The organism is Pseudomonas sp. P8_241, from assembly GCF_034008315.1.
Lineage (GTDB): Bacteria > Pseudomonadota > Gammaproteobacteria > Pseudomonadales > Pseudomonadaceae > Aquipseudomonas.
In genome coordinates, this window is sequence record NZ_CP125377.1 from 1,013,054 (window position 1) to 1,032,802 (window position 19,749).

Sequence of the window (19,749 nt, forward strand, 5' to 3'; positions counted from 1 at the left end):
TTCGCCTACTTCCCAAGGCATGTCGCCGAAAGCAAAAAGGCCATGGGAAGTGCTGCTTTTCCCTTGGCCTTGCTGTCTCGTCGTCAGTACTTGAGCCGGATGGATCGTTTCCAGCATGGACGTTCGGCGCGAACTTTAGGGCGTGAGGGGCTTGAGATCAACAAAAAATGTCGCGTTTTTGCACGCTTCTGACGTGCGTCGAGCGCATCACTCTTTGTAGCCGACCGAGATGACGGACAGATGTTCCCCAAAAATTTTAAAGTGTTAAAAATACCTGCACGTTCGACGCTTTTGTGCGCAGAGTCACTGGTAAGTACGATGGCGCCAATATTGGCGACATTGGCGGCTAAAAGGTCGTTTCGGGGCGTTTTTTGGCTTTTTTGGTAGGCGTTTTTGTGTGTCTTGCGTCGCAGCGCGTGTTGATATTCTTTTCCGGTCTGTTCATCGCAAAAAAAACGGCAAATAACGACCCTTTGTAGGAGCCGGCTTGCTGGCGAAAGCGATCTGGCAGGTGAAATCGATATCATCTGGTCCTCCGCCATCGCCAGCAAGCCGGCTCCTACAAATTTAGAGTCTTAACTGATGGCCGCCTCGGCAGGCGACACGATGCTGGTCTTCATTCCTCGGGAACGCCCCGAACTCAAATAAGCCGCAATCGACTCCTGCGTCACCTCGCCCAGAAACACCCGCTCCGCATCCATCACCGGCAACCACGCCCGGTTGAACTCGTACATCCGCGACAGCAGGATGCGCAAATGTTCGTCGTACGCCGCCGTGGCGTTGAATTCGCGCAGGTATTGCCCGCAGGTGCCGGTCTGACGGTGCAGGTCGCGACGTCTTACGTAGCCCAGGGCTTTGTTGTCGGAGCAGGTCACCACCACATAGCGGCGGTCATGCTCGTCCATCAACTCCAGTGCGTCGGCTACCGACGTTTGCGGGCTGACCGAGGGCGCGTTGTCCGCCGCATCTTCGGCCTTCACCAGCAACAGGCGCTTGAGCGTACTGTCCTGGCCGACAAAATTGCTAACAAAGTCATCAGCAGGATGGGCCAGCAATGTGTCCGGGTGATCGATCTGCAACAGCTTGCCGGCACGGAAGATCGCGATCTTGTCGCCAAGCTTGATCGCCTCATCAATATCGTGGCTGACCATGATCACGGTCTTGTTCAGCGCCCGCTGCATTTCGAAGAACTCGTTCTGGATCATTTCGCGGTTGATCGGGTCCACCGCGCCGAACGGTTCGTCCATCAGCAACAGTGGCGCATCGGCGGCCAACGCCCGAATCACGCCGATTCGCTGTTGTTGGCCACCGGACAGCTCCCGAGGATAGCGATGCAGGTACTGCTTGGGTTCGAGTTTGATCATGCTCATCAACTCGCGGGCGCGGTCGTGGCATTTCTGTTTGTCCCAGCCAAGCAGCTTCGGTACGACCACAATGTTTTCTTCGATGGTCATGTTCGGGAACAGACCGATCTGTTGGATGACGTAGCCGATGTTGCGCCGCAGCGTCACTTCGTCGAGACCGGTGGTGTCTTCGCCGTTGATCAGGATCTTGCCCGAGGTCGGCTTGATCAGGCGGTTGATCATTTTCAGCGTGGTGCTTTTGCCGCAACCCGATGGCCCGAGGAACACACAGATTTCGCCTTCATTGACGGTCAGGCTTACCGAGTCCACGGCTTTGACGTCTTTGCCGTTGCTTTGGAAGGTCTTGCTGAGGTTTTGAAGTTCGATCATTTGAGTAATCCTTTTGGGGTCAGCGAACGTTGCAGCCATTGCAAAAGCAGGTCGGCGAAGATGGCCAGCAGGCTGACCAGCACGGCGCCGACGATCAGCATCGACATGTCGCTGCGGCTGATGGATGCGAGGATGAGTACGCCAAGCCCGCCGGCGCCGATGGTGGCGGCGATGGTCATGACGCCGATGTTCATCACCACGGCGGTGCGCACACCGGCGAGGATCACCGGCACGGCGATGGGCAGTTCAACCATGCGCAGGCGCTGGCCGAAGGTCATGCCGATGCCGCGCGCGGCTTCGCGAATACCTGGTTCGACATTGGTCAACGCCAGGTAGGTGTTACGCATGATCGGCAGCAGCGAGTACAGGAACACCGCGGTAATCGCCGGCATCGGCCCCAGGCCCTGGCCGAATTTGGAATAGAACGGCAGCAGCAGGCCGAACAGGGCAATCGATGGCACGGTCAGAAGTACCGTGGCGCTGGCTTGCAACGGACCGGCGAGGCTCGGGAAGCGCGTCATCAGAATGCCCAGCGGCACGCCGACCAGAATCGCCAGGGTCACGGCGATTCCCACCAGTGTGATGTGCTGCCAGGTCAGGTGACTCACCTGTGACCAGTCGAGATGGGAAAAGGCGTTCAAGAATTCCATGACTTTTCCTCCCTCAATTCAACGGATGCTGGCGCAAAAAATCTGCGGCCACAGCGGATGGACTTTCGTGATCGACATCGACCCGGGCGTTGAGCTCGCGCATGGTGTTGTCGTCAAACAGTTCTGCTAGCGGCTTGAGCTGTTCGGCCAGTTGTGGATGCGCATCGAGGTACGCCTGACGCACCACTGGTGCGGCGGTGTAATCGGGGAAGTAATGCTTGTCGTCTTCCAGCAGTTTGAGCTTGAAGGCGTTGAGGCGCCCGTCTGTGGTGTAGACCAGTCCGGCGAACACCTGACCATTGCGCAGTGCGGTATAGACCAGTCCGGCGTCCATTTGCCGGGTGTTCTTTCGAGTCAGGTTCATGCCATACAACTGCACCATGCCGGCCATGCCATCGGAGCGATTGGTGAACTCGGTGTCCAGGGCGACCAGGTGATTGGTCTTCGCTTCGTCCCGCAGCACCGTGTTGAGTTGGCTGATGGAGTTGATCTGCGGGTATTCATCCGCAACGTTCTCCGGCAGGGCGAGGGCGTAGGTGTTGCTGAATTTCGACGGTGTCAGCCAGACCAGTCCCTTTTTCGCGTCGAGTTCTTTCACTCGGGCGTAGGACTGTTCGCTATCGAGTTTTTCGTCGATATGGTTGTAGGCAACCAGCGACACGCCGGTGTATTCCCACAGCATGTCCAGTTGACCGCTTTCCTGAGCGCTGCGGGCCAGGTTACTGCCCAGGCCGCCTGTCACTTGGGTGTCATAACCCTTGGATCGCAGGTATTGGGAAGTGATTTCCGCCAGCAGGGTCTGTTCGGTGAACACCCGGGCGCCGATGCGGATCAACGGTTTGTCAGCGGCTTGGGCAAATCCTGCGAACAGCAGGACGCAGCCTAGTAAAAAGCTTGAAGTTTTCATGACGATTCCTTTGCCGAGGCTTAAGACGGGCGCAAGCCGCGTTCGAGCCAGAGGCGGCTGGCGAGTGTCACCAGGCCGTCGAGCAACAAGGCCAGCAGGGCGGTACAAGCGGCGCCGAGCAGCAATTGCGGCTGATTGTTCAGGGCAATGCCGGGGAAAATCAGGCTGCCGAGACTGTTGGCGCCGATCAGGAACGCCAGCGGCGCCGTCCCGACGTTGATCGCCAGGGCCACGCGCACACCACCGATGATGATCGGCACGGCGTTGGGCAATTCGACTTTCCACAGTACCTGGCGCGGGGTCATGCCGATACCGACGGCGGCTTCCTTGAGCGAACCCTGAACGTTTTTCAGGCCTTCATAGGTGTTGCGCACGATGGGCAGCAACGAGGCGAGGAACAGGGCAAAGATGGCAGGACCGCTGCCGATGCCGAGGATGCCGAGGGCGATGGCCAGGACGGCGAGTGGCGGAACGGTGTTGCCGATGTTGAAGAGCTGCATGAAGCGTTCGGCACGACCGATCATGTTCGGGCGGCTGAGGAGGATGCCGGCAGGGATGCCCACGACAAGGGCGGCCAGCATGGAGGCGAGGACGAGAACCAGATGAGCTTGCAGGTAAAACAATAAATCGTCGCGGTAAAGTTCGATCGTATTGATGCCGATCCAGTGGATCAGCAGGGCCAGAAGGGCGATTACCAGCGCGCCTCCTATCAGCCCTTTGCCATAGTGGATAGCCACAGGCGGACTCCTTTTTTTCAGTCGGCGAACACTTTCTCGTGTGGCAACGCCATTCCTGGCTGCCGAAAAAATGATCGCGAGAAGCAGCTCATGCCGAGCGCGTTCAACTGTAGGAGCGAGCTTGCTCGCGAAAAACGTCCAGACAACGCGTACCTTCAGATACCCAGCGTTATCGTTGACGTCCATCGCGAGCAGGCTCGCTCCTACAGGGGCGAGGCGCGCAGCAATCGAGCCATGAGCACAGCCTCGTCAGGCCGATTTGCAGGTGTTTCAGGCCCCCGACGAGTGGTCGTTACGAGGGAGTGGACGTCTCCGTGCTTTAAAAGGTTCCCATCTGGAGCAGCATTTGGCCACCCCTAATGTGCTCAATGGTTCGGTTCTTGGATCAATTTGGGCTATAATCTGCGCCCTTTTTTGAATCACCTGCCAGGCGATTTCCCATGACCAAACAGGCCGCCGAAGTCGCGAAACGCCGCACTTTCGCCATTATTTCCCACCCCGATGCCGGTAAGACCACCATCACCGAAAAGCTCTTGTTGATGGGCAAGGCGATTGCGGTGGCCGGCACGGTGAAATCTCGTAAATCCGACCGCCATGCCACCTCTGACTGGATGGAAATGGAAAAGCAGCGTGGTATTTCCATTACCACGTCGGTCATGCAGTTCCCGTATCGCGAGCACATGATCAACCTGCTCGACACCCCGGGCCACGAAGACTTCTCCGAAGATACCTACCGTACCCTGACGGCGGTCGACTCGGCCTTGATGGTTCTCGACGGCGGTAAGGGTGTAGAGCCACGGACCATCGCGCTGATGGACGTCTGCCGTTTGCGTGACACGCCGATTGTCAGCTTCATCAACAAACTCGACCGTGACATTCGCGACCCGATCGAACTGCTCGACGAAATCGAAGCAGTCCTGAAGATCAAGGCGGCGCCGATCACCTGGCCGATTGGTTGCTACCGCGACTTCAAAGGCGTGTATCACCTCGCCGATGACTACATCATCGTGTACACCGCCGGTCATGGCCACGAGCGCACCGAAACCAAGATCATCGAGAAGCTCGATTCCGACGAGGCGCGTGCGCACCTGGGCGACGAGTACGAACGCTTCATCGAACAGCTGGAACTGGTGCAGGGCGCCTGCCACGAGTTCAATCAGCAGGAGTTCCTCGACGGTCAACTGACCCCGGTGTTCTTCGGTACGGCACTGGGCAATTTCGGTGTCGATCATGTGCTCGACGCCGTCGTCGATTGGGCGCCGCGCCCATTGGCCCGCGTGGCCAACGAGCGCACCGTGGAGCCAGTGGAAGAGAAGTTCTCGGGCTTCATCTTCAAGATCCAGGCGAACATGGACCCCAAACACCGCGACCGCATCGCCTTCATGCGTATCTGCTCCGGCAAGTACGAAAAAGGCATGAAAATGCGCCACGTGCGCACCGGCAAGGACGTACGGATCGGCGACGCGCTGACCTTCTTCTCCTCCGAGCGTGAGCAACTGGAAGAAGCCTTCGCTGGCGACATCATCGGCCTGCACAACCACGGCACCATCCAGATCGGCGACACCTTCACCGAAGGCGAAGTCCTCGGTTTCACCGGCATCCCGCACTTCGCCCCGGAACTGTTCCGCCGCGTACGTTTGAAGGATCCGCTGAAATCCAAGCAACTGCGTCAGGGCCTGCAACAGCTCGCCGAAGAAGGCGCGACCCAGGTGTTCTTCCCGGAACGCAGCAACGACATCATCCTCGGCGCCGTTGGTGTGCTGCAGTTCGATGTGGTCGCCAGCCGCCTGAAAGAGGAATACAAGGTCGAGTGCTCCTACGAGCCGATCACTGTGTATTCGGCACGCTGGATCGAATGCGGCGACAAGAAGAAGCTTGAGGAATTCTCCAACAAGGCTGTGGAAAACCTGGCACTGGACGGCGGCGGTCACCTGACCTACCTCGCGCCTACGCGGGTCAACCTGGCACTGATGGAAGAACGCTGGCCGGACGTGAAATTCCGTGCGACGCGTGAGCATCATTAAACGCTGAGTGGCTACACCAAAAACCCCGTTGCGAAAGCACCGGGGTTTTTTGTTGCTGATCAAAAGATCGCAGCCTTCGGCAGCTGCTACACGAATCCCTGTAGGAGCTGGCCGAAGGCTGCGATCTTTTCGGCATAACTATTATTCAAAAGCAATCTGCCAGGCATTGGCATTTTCTCTCATCCGTTAGCGTCCTATCTGGAGAACCCGGCTGATCGGAACTAGATTTCAATCAGCGCCAAACAGGCACTTTATGAAGGATGGATTCGGCTATGAACAGGTTGCTACGCGTTTTATTGATGTTGAAGGTGTTGGTGATGTTGACCCTTGGCAGCTCAGCGGTTTGGGCTGAGTGTGAGGAGCATGAGACACAGGCATCGAGGGGGCAGGGAGCGCACGGCGAGCTGATGATTGCAAAGTCTGAGTCCGAACCGGGTGATCAGGGGCAGGGTGGTACTGCCAACGATGACGATTCGACTACGGATGAACCGGACTCCGATGACGATGATGAGGGCGACAGCCAAACCTAGCCGTCAGGTTTTGGCCAAAAACAATCGCTCCTGGCTGGATGAAGCGCAATCGAAGACATAGCCGGGGGTAGATCTTCTGTAAAAAAGCGCCGTCCAGACGGTGCTTTTTTTAGCGCTGATGATTAGGGTTAACTTCGATGCTGGATTTTATATTTTGATTGTTGGAGATTGGGCGGTGAGTGTATATGTGTTTGTAGAGCGCTTTGGCAGTGCTTGGGTTTATCTGTAAGTTAATGTTTTTCAAGTTGAGACTGTTGGCGTTTTTTTATAATCTAAATTTGGCTCGGTTAATTGGGCTGAAACAGTAATGGAAGTTGTATTGAGTTATCTGTCGAAAGTTTAACTTTGTTGTTTAATTTAAGGAAATGTCAGATGAATGGAATCATTGAGAATGAGCCCGAGGGGTTGGATGTTGAGATTTCACGTGAACGATTAGCTTCGTCGCCTGTCAAGCCACCTCCCAAGGCGAAACCCCGCGTCACAGTTAAACCGGCAGTAAAGCCTGTCGTGAAACCGGCAGTGAAGCCATCGGTGAAACCGCCGCTCAAGCCGCCTGTAACGGTAAGGCCTCCTGTAAAGCCTCCCGTCAAACCGTCAGCTATTCCAACGCCAGTCACTAAGCTGCCTCAGGCAAAGTTCAGTGTTCTCGAAAGTTTTGTGGCCCCCGTGCTTGTCAGTGTCACGGCCAATGCGTTGACCGGGCTTTTGCAATTCAATCATCCGGCCAATTCCGTGAAGAACGCCGACGACACGGTCACTTATCCCAATGGTTCAGTGGCAAATGATGTCGATGGCACAATCACCAATATCGATGGCAGCGTAACGCACACGAACGGAAAGACGGTTTATTTGAATGGCGATGTATTCGATGGGTCTAGCGGGCTATTTGTATTCGCCGACGGAACAACTGTTCAGGCCCTGCGTGATGAGAAAGGAGAATGGGTGTTTCGAACTGACGATTCGGCGGATGCACCTCCCCATCCTTGAACAACTGCACGTCAGTCAGAGCGAAAGTCTGACTTGATTGCGATCTTAAAAGTGCCGGACGCGAGACGCGACCGGCAGGGTGATCAGCCTTTCAAACCCTCTCCCGGATACTCCGCGAGAGGGTTTGAAGTTTTTTCAAGCGAGGAACTGTTCGGCGTAGTGGCAAGCCACCTGTCGGCTGTCGAGCAGGCGCAGGGCCGGCTCTTCAGTGCTGCAACGCTCGGTGGCGTACGGGCAACGCTTGTGGAAAGCGCAGCCCGGTGGCGGGTTCAGCGGGTTAGGCAACTCGCCGACGATCTTGATTTTCGGTTTGTTCGGGTCCGGGTGAATGGTCGGTGTGGCCGACAGCAACGCCTGGGTGTAGGGGTGCAGAGGGCGCTCGTAGATGTCGTTCTTCGGACCCATTTCCACCGGACGGCCGAGGTACATCACCATCACGTCGTCGGCAACATGTTGCACCACCGCCAGGTTGTGCGAAATGAACACGTAAGCGGTGTTGAACTCCTGCTGCAAATCCATGAACAGGTTCAACACCTGCGCCTGGATCGACACGTCCAGCGCCGAGGTCGGTTCGTCCGCCACCAGCACTTTCGGTTGCAGCATCATCGCGCGGGCCAGGGCGATCCGCTGGCGCTGACCGCCGGAGAACATGTGCGGATAACGCTGGTAATGCTCCGGACGCAAACCCACCTGCTTCATCATTGCCTGGACTTTTTCGCGGCGTTCGGAGGCCGACAGGTTGGTGTTGATCAGCAATGGCTCTGCAAGTTGATCACCGACTTTCTGCCGAGGGTTCAACGAGGCGTACGGGCTCTGGAACACCATCTGCACGTCTTTGCGCAGTTGTTTGCGCTGGGCCTTGTCGGCGCCGGCAACTTCCTGACCGGCGATTTTCAACGAGCCGGAAGATGGCTCCTCGATCAGGGTCAAGGCACGGGCGAGGGTGGACTTGCCGCAGCCCGACTCACCGACGACGGCGAGGGTCTTGCCGGCTTCCAGTTCGAACGACACACCGTTGAGGGCGCGTACGGTCGCGTGACCCTTGAACAGGCCACGGGACACTTCGTAGTGGCGGGTCAGGTCGCGGGCGGTAAGTACGACGGCCATTACGCCACCTCCTGGTTCAGCGGGTAGAAGCAGCGGGCGAGGCTGTTGCTTTTCGGGTCAAGGGTCGGACGCTGTGCTCGGCAGTTGTCCTGCACATACGGGCAGCGCGGCGACAGCAGGCAACCCTGCGGACGGTCGTAGCGACCGGGCACGATGCCCGGCAGGGTCGACAGACGCGAGGCGCCGAGGCTGTGTTCAGGAATCGCCTTGAGCAGCGCTTCGCTGTACGGGTGCGCCGGGATGTCGAACAGCTGCGGCACCTGGCCGACTTCGACGGCTTGGCCGGCGTACATCACGCATACGCGCTGGGCGGTTTCGGCCACAACCGCGAGGTCGTGGGTGATCAGCACCAGGCCCATGTTCTGCTCTTTCTGCAACGCCAGCAGCAGGTCCATGATCTGCGCCTGGATGGTGACGTCGAGGGCCGTGGTCGGTTCGTCGGCGATCAGCAGTTTCGGTTCACCGGCAATTGCCATGGCGATGGCGACACGCTGGCTCATACCGCCGGAGAGTTGATGCGGGTAGGCGTCCATGCGGCTGGCGGCGCCCGGAATTTCAACTTTTTCCAGCAGTTCGATGGCGCGCTTGCGGGCGGCCTTGCCGGACATTTTCAGGTGCAGGCGCAGCACTTCTTCGATCTGGAAACCCACGGTGTAGCTCGGGTTCAGCGCGGTCATCGGGTCCTGGAAAACCATGGACAAGTCTTTGCCGACGATTTGCCGACGCTGACGATTGCTCAACTTGAGCATGTCCTTGCCGTCAAAGCTGAGCGCGTCGGCGGTGACGATACCGGGATGCTCGATCAGGCCCATCAGCGCCATCATGGTCACGGACTTGCCCGAACCCGACTCGCCCACGATGGCCAACACTTCGCCCTTGTCCACTTTCAGGTCCAGACCGTCGACCACCGGCACGGCGTTTTTGTCGCCGAAGCGAACGTTGAGATTCTTGATTTCTAGCAATGACATTGGAATCTCCTCAGGCGGCGTTCTTGAGTTTCGGGTCCAGCGCATCGCGCAGGCCGTCACCCATCAAGTTGATTGCCAGCACGCTGAGCAAAATGGTCAAACCAGGCAGGCTCACGACCCACCAGGCGCGTTCGATGTAGTCGCGGGCCGAAGCCAGCATGGTGCCCCACTCAGGGGTTGGCGGTTGTACGCCAAGACCGAGGAAACCCAGGGCGGCGGCATCGAGAATCGCCGAGGAGAAGCTCAGGGTGGCCTGAACGATCAGCGGTGCCATGCAGTTGGGCAGCACGGTGATGAACATCAGGCGCGGCAGACCGGCACCGGCCAGGCGGGCGGCGGTCACGTAGTCGCGGTTCAGCTCGCCCATGACCGCAGCACGGGTCAGGCGGACATAGGACGGCAGGGACACCACGGCGATGGCGATCACGGTGTTGATGAGGCCAGGGCCGAGGATGGCGACGATCGCCACGGCCAGCAGCAGGGACGGCAGGGCCAGCATGATGTCCATCAGGCGCATGATGGTCGGGCCGAGCATGCGTGGGAAAAAACCGGCGAACAGGCCCATCAGGATGCCCGGGATCAGCGACATGACCACCGAGGACAAGCCGATCATCAAGGACAAGCGCGAGCCCTGGATCAGGCGCGACAGCAAATCGCGGCCCAGCTCATCGGTGCCGAGCAGGAACTGGATCTGCCCACCTTCCAGCCAGGCCGGCGGGGTCAGCAGGAAGTCGCGGTATTGCTCGCTCGGATCATGGGGCGCAACCCACGGGGCGAAGATGGCGCAGAAAATCACCAGCAGCATGAACATCAGGCCGGCGACGGCGCCCTTGTTCTTGGAGAACGCTTGCCAGAATTCCTTGTACGGCGACGGGTACAGCAGGCTCTGATCCACGGCGGAGGTGGCGGTGGCTACTGAGGATGTTGGAGTGCTCATGGGTATTGACCTCAGCGCTGATGACGGATGCGTGGGTTGGCAAAGCCGTAGAGGATGTCCACTACGAAGTTGACCAGAATCACCAGGCAGGCGATTAACAGGATGCCGTTTTGTACGACCGGGTAGTCTCGGGCGCCGATGGCTTCGATCAGCCATTTGCCGATGCCGGGCCAGGAGAAGATGGTTTCGGTCAGGACCGCACCGGCCAGCAGGGTGCCGACTTGCAGGCCGACCACGGTCAGGACCGGTATCAGCGCGTTGCGCAGACCGTGCACGAACACCACGCGTGACGGCGACAGGCCCTTGGCCTTGGCGGTGCGGATGTAGTCTTCACGCAGCACTTCGAGCATCGAGGAACGGGTCATTCGCGCAATCACCGCCAGCGGAATGGTACCCAGCACGATGGCCGGCAGGATCAGGTGATGCAGGGCATCGAGGAACGCGCCGACGTCATCGGCCAGCAGCGTATCGATGAGCATGAAACCGGTGCGCGGCTCGATGTCGTACAGCAGGTCGATCCGCCCGGATACCGGGGTCCAGCCCAGGCTTACCGAGAAGAACATGATCAGGATCAGGCCCCACCAGAAGATCGGCATCGAATATCCCGCGAGGGAGATGCCCATCACCCCATGGTCGAACAGGGACCCTCGCTTGAGTGCCGCGATCACCCCGGCCAGAAGGCCCAGGATGCCGGCGAACAACAGAGCGGCCATGGACAGTTCCAGGGTCGCGGGGAACAGGGAAGTGAACTCGCTCCAGACGCTTTCACGGGTACGCAGAGATTCCCCGAGATCGCCTTGGGCCAGCTTGCCGATGTAATCCAGGTACTGTGCATACAGGGGTTTGTTCAGACCAAGGCGTTCCATTGCCTGAGCGTGCATTTCGGGATCGACCCTGCGTTCTCCCATCATGACTTCTACGGGGTCGCCCGGGATCATGCGAATCAACGCGAAAGTCAGCAGGGTGATGCCGAAGAACGTGGGGATCAACAACCCCAGTCGGCGGGCAATAAAACTAAACATCGTGTGTTGTACCTCATCAGCCGGTTAGGCGTGCCCGGCATGCCTGGGTCAGGAATGCCGGGAGTTTTCTTATTACTTCACCTGGGTGGTGGCGAAGTTATTCGTGGTGAGGGGGCTAATGTGATAGCCCTCTACGTTGTTGCGCATGGCGGTAAACATTCTAGTGTGTGCCATGCTGATCCAAGGCTGGTCCTGATTAAAAATAACCTGGGCCTGCTCGTAGAGTGCTGCACGTTCTGCCGGGTCGGTCTTTTCCCGAGCCTGATCGAGCAGCGCCTGGAACTTGTCATTGCACCAGCGGGCGTAGTTTTCTCCGTTCTTGGCCGCTTCACAACTGAGCATAGGCGTCAGGAAGTTATCCGGGTCGCCGTTGTCGCCCGCCCATCCGGCGGAAACCATGTCGTGCTCGCCGTTTTTGGCGCGTTTGAGCATTTCGCCCCATTCCATCACGCGGATGTCGATCTTGATCCCGACCTTGGCCAGGTCGGCCTGCATCATCTGCGCGCCAAGCATCGGATTCGGGTTGGTCGGACCGCCACCGTTGCGGGTGAACAGGGTGAAGGTGGTGCCTTCCGGTACACCGGCTTCCTTGAGCAGGGCACGTGCCTTGTCGAGGTCGCGGGCGGGATTCTTCAGGTTGTGGTTGTAACCCAGCAGGGTGTCCGGGTACGGATTGACCGCTGCTGTTGCGTTGCCTTTGCCAAACAGGGCGTTGACGTAGGCTTCCTTGTCGAACGCGATGTCGATGGCTTTGCGTACCCGCACATCATTCATGTACTTGTGCGTGGTGTTCATGGCGACGTAGGACACGGTCATTGCGTTCAGTTCGTCAACCTTCAGGTTCGGGTCTTTCTTGATACTCGGGATATCGTCCGGCTTCGGGTACAGCGCGACCTGGCATTCGTTGGCCTTGAGCTTTTGCAGGCGCACGTTGTTGTCGGTGGCGATGGCCAGGATCAGCGCTTCGGCCTGTGGCTTGCCACGGAAATAGTCCGGGTTGGCCTTGAAACGGACCTGGGCGTCCTTGTTGTAACGCTGAAAGACGAACGGGCCGGTGCCGATGGGCTTGTTGTTCAGGTCGCCGGTCTTGTTGGCCTTGAGCAACTGGTCGGCGTATTCAGCGGAGTAGATCGACGAGAAGGCCATGGCAATGTCGGCCAGGAACGGCGCTTCGCGACGGTTCAGGGTGAACTTGACCGTGTTGTCGTCGACCTTTTCGACGCTTTTCAGCAGTTCCTTGAAACCCATGCTTTCAAAGTACGGAAAACCCACGCTCGACAGTTTGTGCCACGGATGATTCGGGTCCAGTTGGCGCTGGAAGCTCCAGACCACGTCGTCGGCATTCATGTCGCGGGTCGGCTTGAAGTATTCGGTGGTGTGGAACTTGACGCCTTTGCGCAGGTGGAACGTGTAGCTCAGACCGTCTTCGCTGATGTCCCAGGATTCGGCCAGGGCCGGAATCACGTCAGTGGTGCCGGGCTTGAAGTCCGCCAGGCGATTGAAGATGGTTTCGGCGACGGCGTCGGCGGTGACTGCAGTCGTGTACTGGACCATGTCGAAGCCTTCGGGGCTGGCTTCGGTGCAGACCACCAGCGGCTTGGCCGAAACACCGACAGCGACACTGAGCAACGCGGCTGCGATGGCCGCGCGTAGGGGAAGCATTTTCATCTATAACCCTCTGCAATCGATTTGAAGGACAATCGCCGAACGGCCGGTTCGCTGTTGAATCAGCCGTTCGACAGGTTCATTACAGAATGTTGAATGGAATGGTGGTCACGAGACGGAACTCGTTGATGCTGCCATCGGCCTGGAATTCACTGGCGCGGTGAGCCGTGTAGGTGCCACGAATCGTGGTGGCCTTGAGCGGACCGCTCTGCACGGTGTAGGTCGCACCGATGCCGTATTCGTAATGATGTTCGCCGTCTTGCTGCTGGATACCGTCGTAGCCTTTGTCCGCCACACCTTTGTTGCCAGTGTAGTGAGTGCCGTCGATACCCCAGCCACGCGCCTGGTAGATGTTGAACTTCAGGCCGGGCACGCCGTATTCAGCCATGTTCAGGCCGTAGGCGATCTGGAAGGACTTCTCGTTCGGGCCGTTGAAGTCCGAAAGCAGGGAGTTGGCCAGGTAGATGCCGTTGGTTTCGTGCAGGTAGTCGAAGTACTCGTTACCGTTCACTTCCTGGTACGAGAAGGTCAGGGTGTGGGCTTGATGGGTCAGGCCGAACGACAGGGAATAGGTGTCGTTGTCGATGTCACCGATCAGCGCCTTACCTTCTTCCTGGGTTTTGTAGTAGTTAAGACCGGTAGTCAGGCTCAGTACCTGACTATCGCCCAGTACGTGGGAAGCGCCGAAGTAGTACTGGTTCCAGATGTCTTCAGCCTGAGTTGCCCAGAGACTGGTGGTCAGGCTGGCGAAAGGGCTGTAGGTGATACCGCCGGTGTAGACGTGATCGGTTTCAACGATGCCGTTGGCGTATTCGGTGCGGAATTTGCGCTGGCTTTCTTCGGTACGCGGAGAGTTGCGGTCGAAGGTGGCCAGGTCGAATTGCAGGTTGTTCAGCTCTTCACTGTGGATCGCCACACCCTGGAAGCTCGAAGGCAGAGCGCGGTTGCTGATGACATCGACCATCGGGCTGCTGAAGTTCATGCGGCCGGCAGTCATGGTGGTGTTGGAGAAACGGGCCTTGACGTTGGCCAGGCCCAGTTTGCTCCACTGACCTTGGGCGTCGCCGCCTTCCTTGGTCAAGGTGCGGTTGTTACCTGCGCCGGGACGAGTGCCCGGTGCGCCACCGTTATTGGACGCCAGATCCTTGCGGTCCTGGTCCAGGGCGATGGCGTTGTAGGCCGCGACTTCAGTGCTGAGGCCGAGGGCGCCCTCGGTGAAGCCCGAGTTGTACTTGATGATGGTGCCTTGGACCCAGTTGATCCGGCGATCGGTCGGGGTCGAAACGCCGTCTTTCTTATAGGTGAATTTACTGCCGCGTTTCAGTTGCTCGTTGGCGTACCAGTTGCGCGTGGTGCCGCTGATCGACTGGCCTTCAACAAAACCTGTGGCTTCGCTCTGGGCGCTTTTTTCATTCACGGTCACTGGCGTGAAGGCCTGGCTTTTGGATTCAGCATAAGCCGTGGCGGTTACGCTGCTGATGGCTAGGGCCAACATCGTATTGCTCAGATTCATGGGTAAAGCTCCTGCTTTCTTATTTTATAACCGGTCTTTTTTTGATGATCCGGCTTTGGTTTTTAACTCATTCACGACATCGCAAACGTTTGCTGAAGGCAAATTTGGCGAATTACAGCAATACGCCTGCGTGAGGGTGGAAAATCCACCCTCGGCGTTTATGGCTAATCGGTTATTTTTCTATGCTGACACCCGAAAAGACGTTGCGACCGAACGGGCTCACTTTGAACCCTTCGATTTTGGCGCTCAGCGGTTGGTTGACCGTTGAGTGGGCGACCGGCGTGATCGGCACTTGCTGCTTGAGCAGCTGCTGCGCCTGTTTGTAGAGCACGGTGCGCTGGTCGCGGTCGGTGACGACCTTGGCCTGCTTGATCAACTTGTCGTAAGCCGGATCACACCACATCGAGTAGTTGTTGCCGCCAATGGCGTCACAGCTGTACAGCGTGCCCAGCCAGTTGTCCGGATCACCGTTGTCACCGGTCCAGCCGATCAGGCTGATGTCGTGCTCGCCATTCTTGGTGCGCTTGATGTACTCGCCCCATTCATAGCTGACGATCTTGACTTTGAGGCCGATCTTCGCCCAGTCGGCCTGGAGCATCTCGGCCATCAACTTGGCGTTGGGGTTGTAGGGGCGTTGCACAGGCATGGCCCACAGGGTGATTTCGGTGCCTTCCTTCACGCCGGCCGCCTTGAGCAGTTCCTTGGCTTTTTCCGGGTTGTAGGCGGCGTCCTTGATGGTTTCATCGTAGGACCATTGGGTTGGCGGCATGGCGTTGACGGCCAGTTGCCCCGCACCCTGGTAAACGGCATTGAGAATGCCTTGCTTGTTCACCGCCATGTCCAGCGCCTGGCGCACTTGGAGTTGGTCGAAGGGTTTGTGGCGCACGTTATAGGCGATGTAGCCGAGGTTGAACCCGGGTTTCTCGATCAGTTGCAGTTTCGGGTCGTTCCTCAGCGAGGTGACATCGGCCGGGCGTGGGTGCAGGGTGATCTGGCACTCGTTTGCCTTGAGTTTCTGCACGCGCACCGATGCATCGGTGTTGATGGCGAAAATCAGGTTGTCGAGCTTCACGCGGCTCGGATCCCAGTATTGCTTGTTGCCGGTGTAACGAATGTTCGAGTCTTTCTGATAGCTCTTGAACACGAACGGACCGGTACCGATCGGTTTCTGGTTGATGTCGCTCGGTTTGCCCTCGGCCAGCAACTTGTCGGCGTACTCGGCGGACAGAATGGCGGCGAAACTCATGGCGATGTTCTGGATGAACGCGGCGTCCACGCTGTTTAGCGTAAAGACCACGGTCAGCGGCCCGGTCTTCTCGACCTTGGCGATGTTCTTGTTCAGGCTCATGCCGTTGAAGTACGGGAACTCGGTAGGGTAAGCCTTACGGAAAGGTTGTTGCGGGTCGAGCATGCGATTGAACGTGAACAACACGTCATCGGCGTTGAAGTCGCGGGTCGGTGTGAAGTACCTGGTGGTATGAAACTTCACCCCTTCGCGCAGGTGGAACGTGTACTTGAGGCCGTCCTCGGAAATATCCCAACTCGTTGCCAGACCCGGAACGACATTGGTCGCGCCTTTTTCAAACTCTGCCAGGCGGTTGTACAGCGGCTCGGCGGCGTCGTTATCGGTCGCGGTGGTGTACTGCGCCGTATCGAAACCGGCGGGGCTGCCCTCAGAGCAGAACACCAGGCTGCTCGCGGCCTGGCTGATGGACGTGGCGGCCAGCAGGCCGGTGCCCAGCAATGCGGATATAACCAAGGTATGGCGCATAACGCTCCCTTTTCTCAAAGTGTTGACAATGAGCCGCCGTCCCGTCCGGGGACGTGGCAGCATCACTGAGTTCAAGCCATACAGGCAGCAAAACCGATCAGCCACGCATGCGCTGGTCGATACCCGACGGTAGGCACCGTGGGACCGGCAGTAAATGCGTAGAGTCCTAAAGACTCGTAGGAAATGGCAGCGCGTCCGACTCGAAAGCTGTAGGGAGCCTCGGATTCGGATGTAGGCAAATTCCTACTTTTTCGGCAGATAAAACAACGGCGACGTCAAAAAACGTCGCCGCTGCAAAACCTTATTTGCTGACGCTGACGCCGTAGAAGGAGTTCAAGCCAAATGGGCTGATCTTGAAGTCCTGCACGTTGGCGCGCATGGGTTGGAACACCGTCGAGTGAGCGATAGGTGTCATCGGGACGGCGTCTTTGAGGACGTGTTGCGCTTGTTTGTACAGCTCAGTGCGCTTGCCTTGGTCCGAAGTCCGCTTGGCTTGCTTGACGATGTCGTCAAACTTCTTGTCGCACCACTTGGAGAAGTTGTTGCCTTCCAGGGAGTCGCAGCCGAACAGCACGTTGAGCCAGTTGTCCGGGTCACCGTTGTCGCCGCTCCAGCCAATCAGCATCGCACCGTTTTCGCCGCCCTTGGAGCGCTTGATGTACTCGCCCCATTCGTAGCTCTGGATCTTGACCTTGAGGCCGATCTTGGCCCAGTCGGATTGCAGCATTTCAGCCATCAGCTTGGCGTTAGGGTTGTACGGACGCTGAACCGGCATCGCCCACAGTACGATTTCGGTACCTTCCTTGACGCCGGCTTCCTTGAGCAGCTCCTTGGCTTTCTCAGGGTCGTACTTGGCGTCCTTGATGGTGGTGTCGTAGGACCACTGGGTCGGCGGCATGGCGTTGACCGCCAGTTGGCCAGCGCCCTGGTACACGGAGTCAATGATCTGCTGCTTGTTGACGGCCATGTCCATCGCCTGGCGCACTTTCAACTGCGACATCGGGTTCGGTTTGTCGTCGCCCTTGATCTTGTCCATCACGTTGTAGGCGATGTAGCCCAGGTTGAAGCCGGCCTGCTCAGGCATCTTCAAGGATTTATCTTCTTTGAGCGCCTTCAGGTCCGCCGGACGAGGGAACAGGGTGACCTGGCATTCGTTTTTCTTCAGTTTCTGGATGCGTACCGACGGGTCGGTGGTAATGGCGAAGATCAGGTTGTCGATCTTCACGTCATCCGGCTTCCAGTAGTCCTTGTTCCCGGTGTAGCGGATGTTGGAGTCTTTCTGGTAGCTCTTGAATACGAACGGGCCGGTGCCGACCGGCTTCTGGTTGATGTCGGCGGCTTTGCCTTCCTTGAGCAGCTGGGCGGCGTACTCGGCGGACTGAACCGAGGCGAAGCTCATGGCCATGTTCTGGATGAACGCGGCATCGACGTCTTTGAGGGTGAACTTGACGGTGTGATCGTCGACTTTATCGATCTTGGTGATGTTGGTATCCATCCCCATATCGGTGAAGTACGGGAATTCGGTCGGGTACGCTTTGCGGAACGGATCATCCTTGTTGATCATGCGATTAAAGGTGAACAGCACGTCGTCGGCGTTGAACTCACGAGTTGGCTTGAAGTACGGGGTGGTGTGGAACTTGACGCCTTCACGCAGGTGGAAGGTGTAAGTCAGGCCGTCATCGGAAACATCCCAGCTGGTCGCCAGGCCAGGAATCACGGCGGTGCCGCCGCGCTCGAACTGGGTCAGGCGGTTGAACATGGTTTCAGCAGAGGCGTCGAAGTCGGTTCCGGTGGTGTATTGACCTGGATCGAAACCGGCCGGGCTCCCTTCGGAGCAGAACACCAGGTTAGTCGCAGCTTGGGCGAACGGTGCGCTGGCTAACAAGCTTGCGCCAAGTAGGAACGGAATGACCGCGTGTTTAAGCATGGTGGCCTCATGATTTGTTGTCATTTTTGGAATGTGAGGACGACCTCGTGAGTCGTTCCTGCGGATACTTATGCAGGGGCCATACCCATTGCAAGATCCAGAGTGACTACTAGCCTTAAACGGTGGCACGAACGTACCTTAATGTCGCATTCGTGTAAGTTCCGCCGCATTTGACCGTTTGCGCGGCGTTTTTACGGTGCAAATGGCGCACTTTGGCGGTGCGCGCGAAACCCTGGTTGCTCCCGGTTGGAGCGAGGTGTTACTTATTCATACCCCGGTTTGTGGGGTGGGCATGGCGTGAATAAGAGTGGTTATTGTTGCACCGATAGTGGCCAATCGACGGCTCTATCGGGTGGACCTATCCAGTTATAGCTCATGCCGGAAAACTGCCAAGAAAAACGGCGATCATTTTTTGATCGCCGTTTTTTGTTTACGGATTTCGAATCAAGGCATCAGCACTTCAATCGACCCATCGGCCGTCATGCTCACCTGGCTGGTCCCGGCTTCGACTTCCGGCGTGACCGGTGCGCTGTCCATGGCGGCGGCTTTCATCATCATTGGTGCGCGCAGATAGGGCTGTGGATAACCGTTGCTGTTGAGGTTCAGGTTGACGATCTTGTAGCTTTTGCCGCCTAGCGCATCGGTGGCCAGTTGGGCGCGGGCCTTGAAAGCGGTCACTGCGTCCTTGAGCAATGCGTCTTCGCTGGCCTTGCGGGTAGGCGTCGCGATGGCGAAGTCCATACCGCCCATTTTCATGTCGGTGAGCAATTCGCCGGTCAGCTTCGACAGCGCGGCAAAGTCCGAACTTTCCAGGCGCAACTCGGCGCGTTCACGCCAGCCGGTGATCTTCTGGCCCTTGGTGTCGTAGATCGGATAGCTGTTGCGGCTTCCCTGGCGCAGGGAGATGTCCTTGACCTGTTTGGCCTGGGCCAGTGCCTTGTTCATGGTGGTGCTGACCTCGGCGGCGAGTTTGGCCGGGTCGGTGTTCTGTGCTTCGGTGTAGAGCGTCACGATCATCAGATCGCGGGCCACTTCCTGACTGACTTCGGCGCGCAGGGAAATCTGGTTGTAATGAAGCTCGTCGGCGGCCAGGGCCGGGAGGCTGGCGAGGGTGCCGGCACTCAGGGCGAGGAGGGCGGCGCTGCGGCGGAATGTGTGCATGAAGGCTCCTTGAAAGGTGCGCAGGTGTATGGTCCGGGCCTGCGTGAAACCATCAGACTCTAGCTTTTGAACTCCGTTTCGCACAGTTACATCTTGTATACAGATGCATG

At 58.0% G+C, this 19,749-nt stretch carries 17 protein-coding genes; 3 read left to right on the forward strand and 14 right to left on the reverse strand.

Features of this window, described 5'->3' with window-relative positions:
• Positions 1-83 precede the first annotated feature (83 nt).
• Genes QMK58_RS04440 through QMK58_RS04460 form a run of 5 tightly spaced genes read right to left on the reverse strand, consistent with a single transcriptional unit; the run spans position 84 to position 4,027 of the window.
• On the reverse strand, positions 84-551 hold the full coding sequence (locus QMK58_RS04440; RefSeq protein ID WP_320395926.1) for a hypothetical protein: 468 nt from the start codon (positions 549-551) through the stop codon (positions 84-86).
• Positions 552-575: 24 nt separating this feature from the next.
• Positions 576-1,733, reverse strand: a complete 1,158-nt coding sequence (locus QMK58_RS04445; protein ID WP_053154460.1) for a betaine/proline/choline family ABC transporter ATP-binding protein — start codon at positions 1,731-1,733, stop codon at positions 576-578.
• A complete protein-coding gene (locus tag QMK58_RS04450; RefSeq protein ID WP_320395927.1) occupies positions 1,730-2,383 on the reverse strand; it encodes an ABC transporter permease in 654 nt (217 codons plus the stop codon). Before QMK58_RS04450 ends, QMK58_RS04445 begins: the two co-directional genes overlap by 4 nt.
• Before the next feature lie 13 nt (positions 2,384-2,396).
• Positions 2,397-3,290: a glycine betaine ABC transporter substrate-binding protein gene (locus tag QMK58_RS04455; RefSeq protein ID WP_320395928.1), complete on the reverse strand. Its 894-nt coding sequence runs from the start codon at positions 3,288-3,290 to the stop codon at positions 2,397-2,399.
• A gap of 20 nt (positions 3,291-3,310) precedes the next feature.
• Positions 3,311-4,027 (reverse strand): ABC transporter permease, encoded by a 717-nt coding sequence (locus QMK58_RS04460; protein ID WP_053154469.1) that lies wholly within the window; start codon positions 4,025-4,027, stop codon positions 3,311-3,313.
• A 440-nt stretch (positions 4,028-4,467) separates the two neighbouring features.
• Here QMK58_RS04460 and QMK58_RS04465 point away from each other — a divergent pair, with 440 nt between their 5' ends.
• From QMK58_RS04465 to QMK58_RS04475, 3 genes are all read left to right on the forward strand, one after another.
• A complete protein-coding gene (locus QMK58_RS04465; protein ID WP_053154472.1) occupies positions 4,468-6,051 on the forward strand; it encodes a peptide chain release factor 3 in 1,584 nt (527 codons plus the stop codon).
• Between the two features lie 272 nt (positions 6,052-6,323).
• Positions 6,324-6,581 carry a hypothetical protein gene (locus tag QMK58_RS04470; RefSeq protein ID WP_320395929.1) on the forward strand — a complete coding sequence of 86 codons (258 nt, stop codon included), beginning with the start codon at positions 6,324-6,326 and terminating at the stop codon, positions 6,579-6,581.
• Positions 6,582-6,953: 372 nt separating this feature from the next.
• Complete coding sequence (locus QMK58_RS04475; RefSeq protein WP_320395930.1) at positions 6,954-7,568, forward strand: hypothetical protein; 615 nt, start codon at positions 6,954-6,956, stop codon at positions 7,566-7,568.
• A 135-nt stretch (positions 7,569-7,703) separates the two neighbouring features.
• On the opposite strand, the gene QMK58_RS04480 is transcribed toward QMK58_RS04475, so the two are convergent.
• From QMK58_RS04480 to QMK58_RS04520, 9 genes are all read right to left on the reverse strand, one after another.
• On the reverse strand, positions 7,704-8,675 hold the full coding sequence (locus tag QMK58_RS04480) for a peptide ABC transporter ATP-binding protein (protein ID WP_053154489.1): 972 nt from the start codon (positions 8,673-8,675) through the stop codon (positions 7,704-7,706).
• A complete protein-coding gene (locus tag QMK58_RS04485; RefSeq protein ID WP_053154492.1) occupies positions 8,675-9,643 on the reverse strand; it encodes an ABC transporter ATP-binding protein in 969 nt (322 codons plus the stop codon). Before QMK58_RS04485 ends, QMK58_RS04480 begins: the two co-directional genes overlap by 1 nt.
• A 10-nt stretch (positions 9,644-9,653) precedes the next feature.
• Positions 9,654-10,580 (reverse strand): ABC transporter permease subunit, encoded by a 927-nt coding sequence (locus tag QMK58_RS04490; RefSeq protein ID WP_320395931.1) that lies wholly within the window; start codon positions 10,578-10,580, stop codon positions 9,654-9,656.
• 11 nt (positions 10,581-10,591) lie between these two features.
• Positions 10,592-11,602, reverse strand: coding sequence for an ABC transporter permease subunit (locus tag QMK58_RS04495; protein WP_053154499.1), 1,011 nt, complete (start codon positions 11,600-11,602; stop codon positions 10,592-10,594).
• A 72-nt stretch (positions 11,603-11,674) separates the two neighbouring features.
• Positions 11,675-13,270, reverse strand: coding sequence for an ABC transporter substrate-binding protein (locus QMK58_RS04500; RefSeq protein ID WP_320395932.1), 1,596 nt, complete (start codon positions 13,268-13,270; stop codon positions 11,675-11,677).
• A 79-nt stretch (positions 13,271-13,349) separates the two neighbouring features.
• On the reverse strand, positions 13,350-14,780 hold the full coding sequence (locus QMK58_RS04505; RefSeq protein ID WP_053154505.1) for an OprD family porin: 1,431 nt from the start codon (positions 14,778-14,780) through the stop codon (positions 13,350-13,352).
• 172 nt (positions 14,781-14,952) lie between these two features.
• Entirely contained in the window at positions 14,953-16,551 is a 1,599-nt protein-coding gene (locus QMK58_RS04510; protein WP_320395933.1) for an ABC transporter substrate-binding protein, read from the reverse strand.
• 301 nt (positions 16,552-16,852) lie between these two features.
• Positions 16,853-18,478, reverse strand: coding sequence for an ABC transporter substrate-binding protein (locus tag QMK58_RS04515; RefSeq protein WP_053154511.1), 1,626 nt, complete (start codon positions 18,476-18,478; stop codon positions 16,853-16,855).
• 444 nt (positions 18,479-18,922) lie between these two features.
• On the reverse strand, positions 18,923-19,639 hold the full coding sequence (locus tag QMK58_RS04520; RefSeq protein ID WP_320395934.1) for an SIMPL domain-containing protein: 717 nt from the start codon (positions 19,637-19,639) through the stop codon (positions 18,923-18,925).
• Between the last annotated feature and the right edge of the window lie 110 nt (positions 19,640-19,749).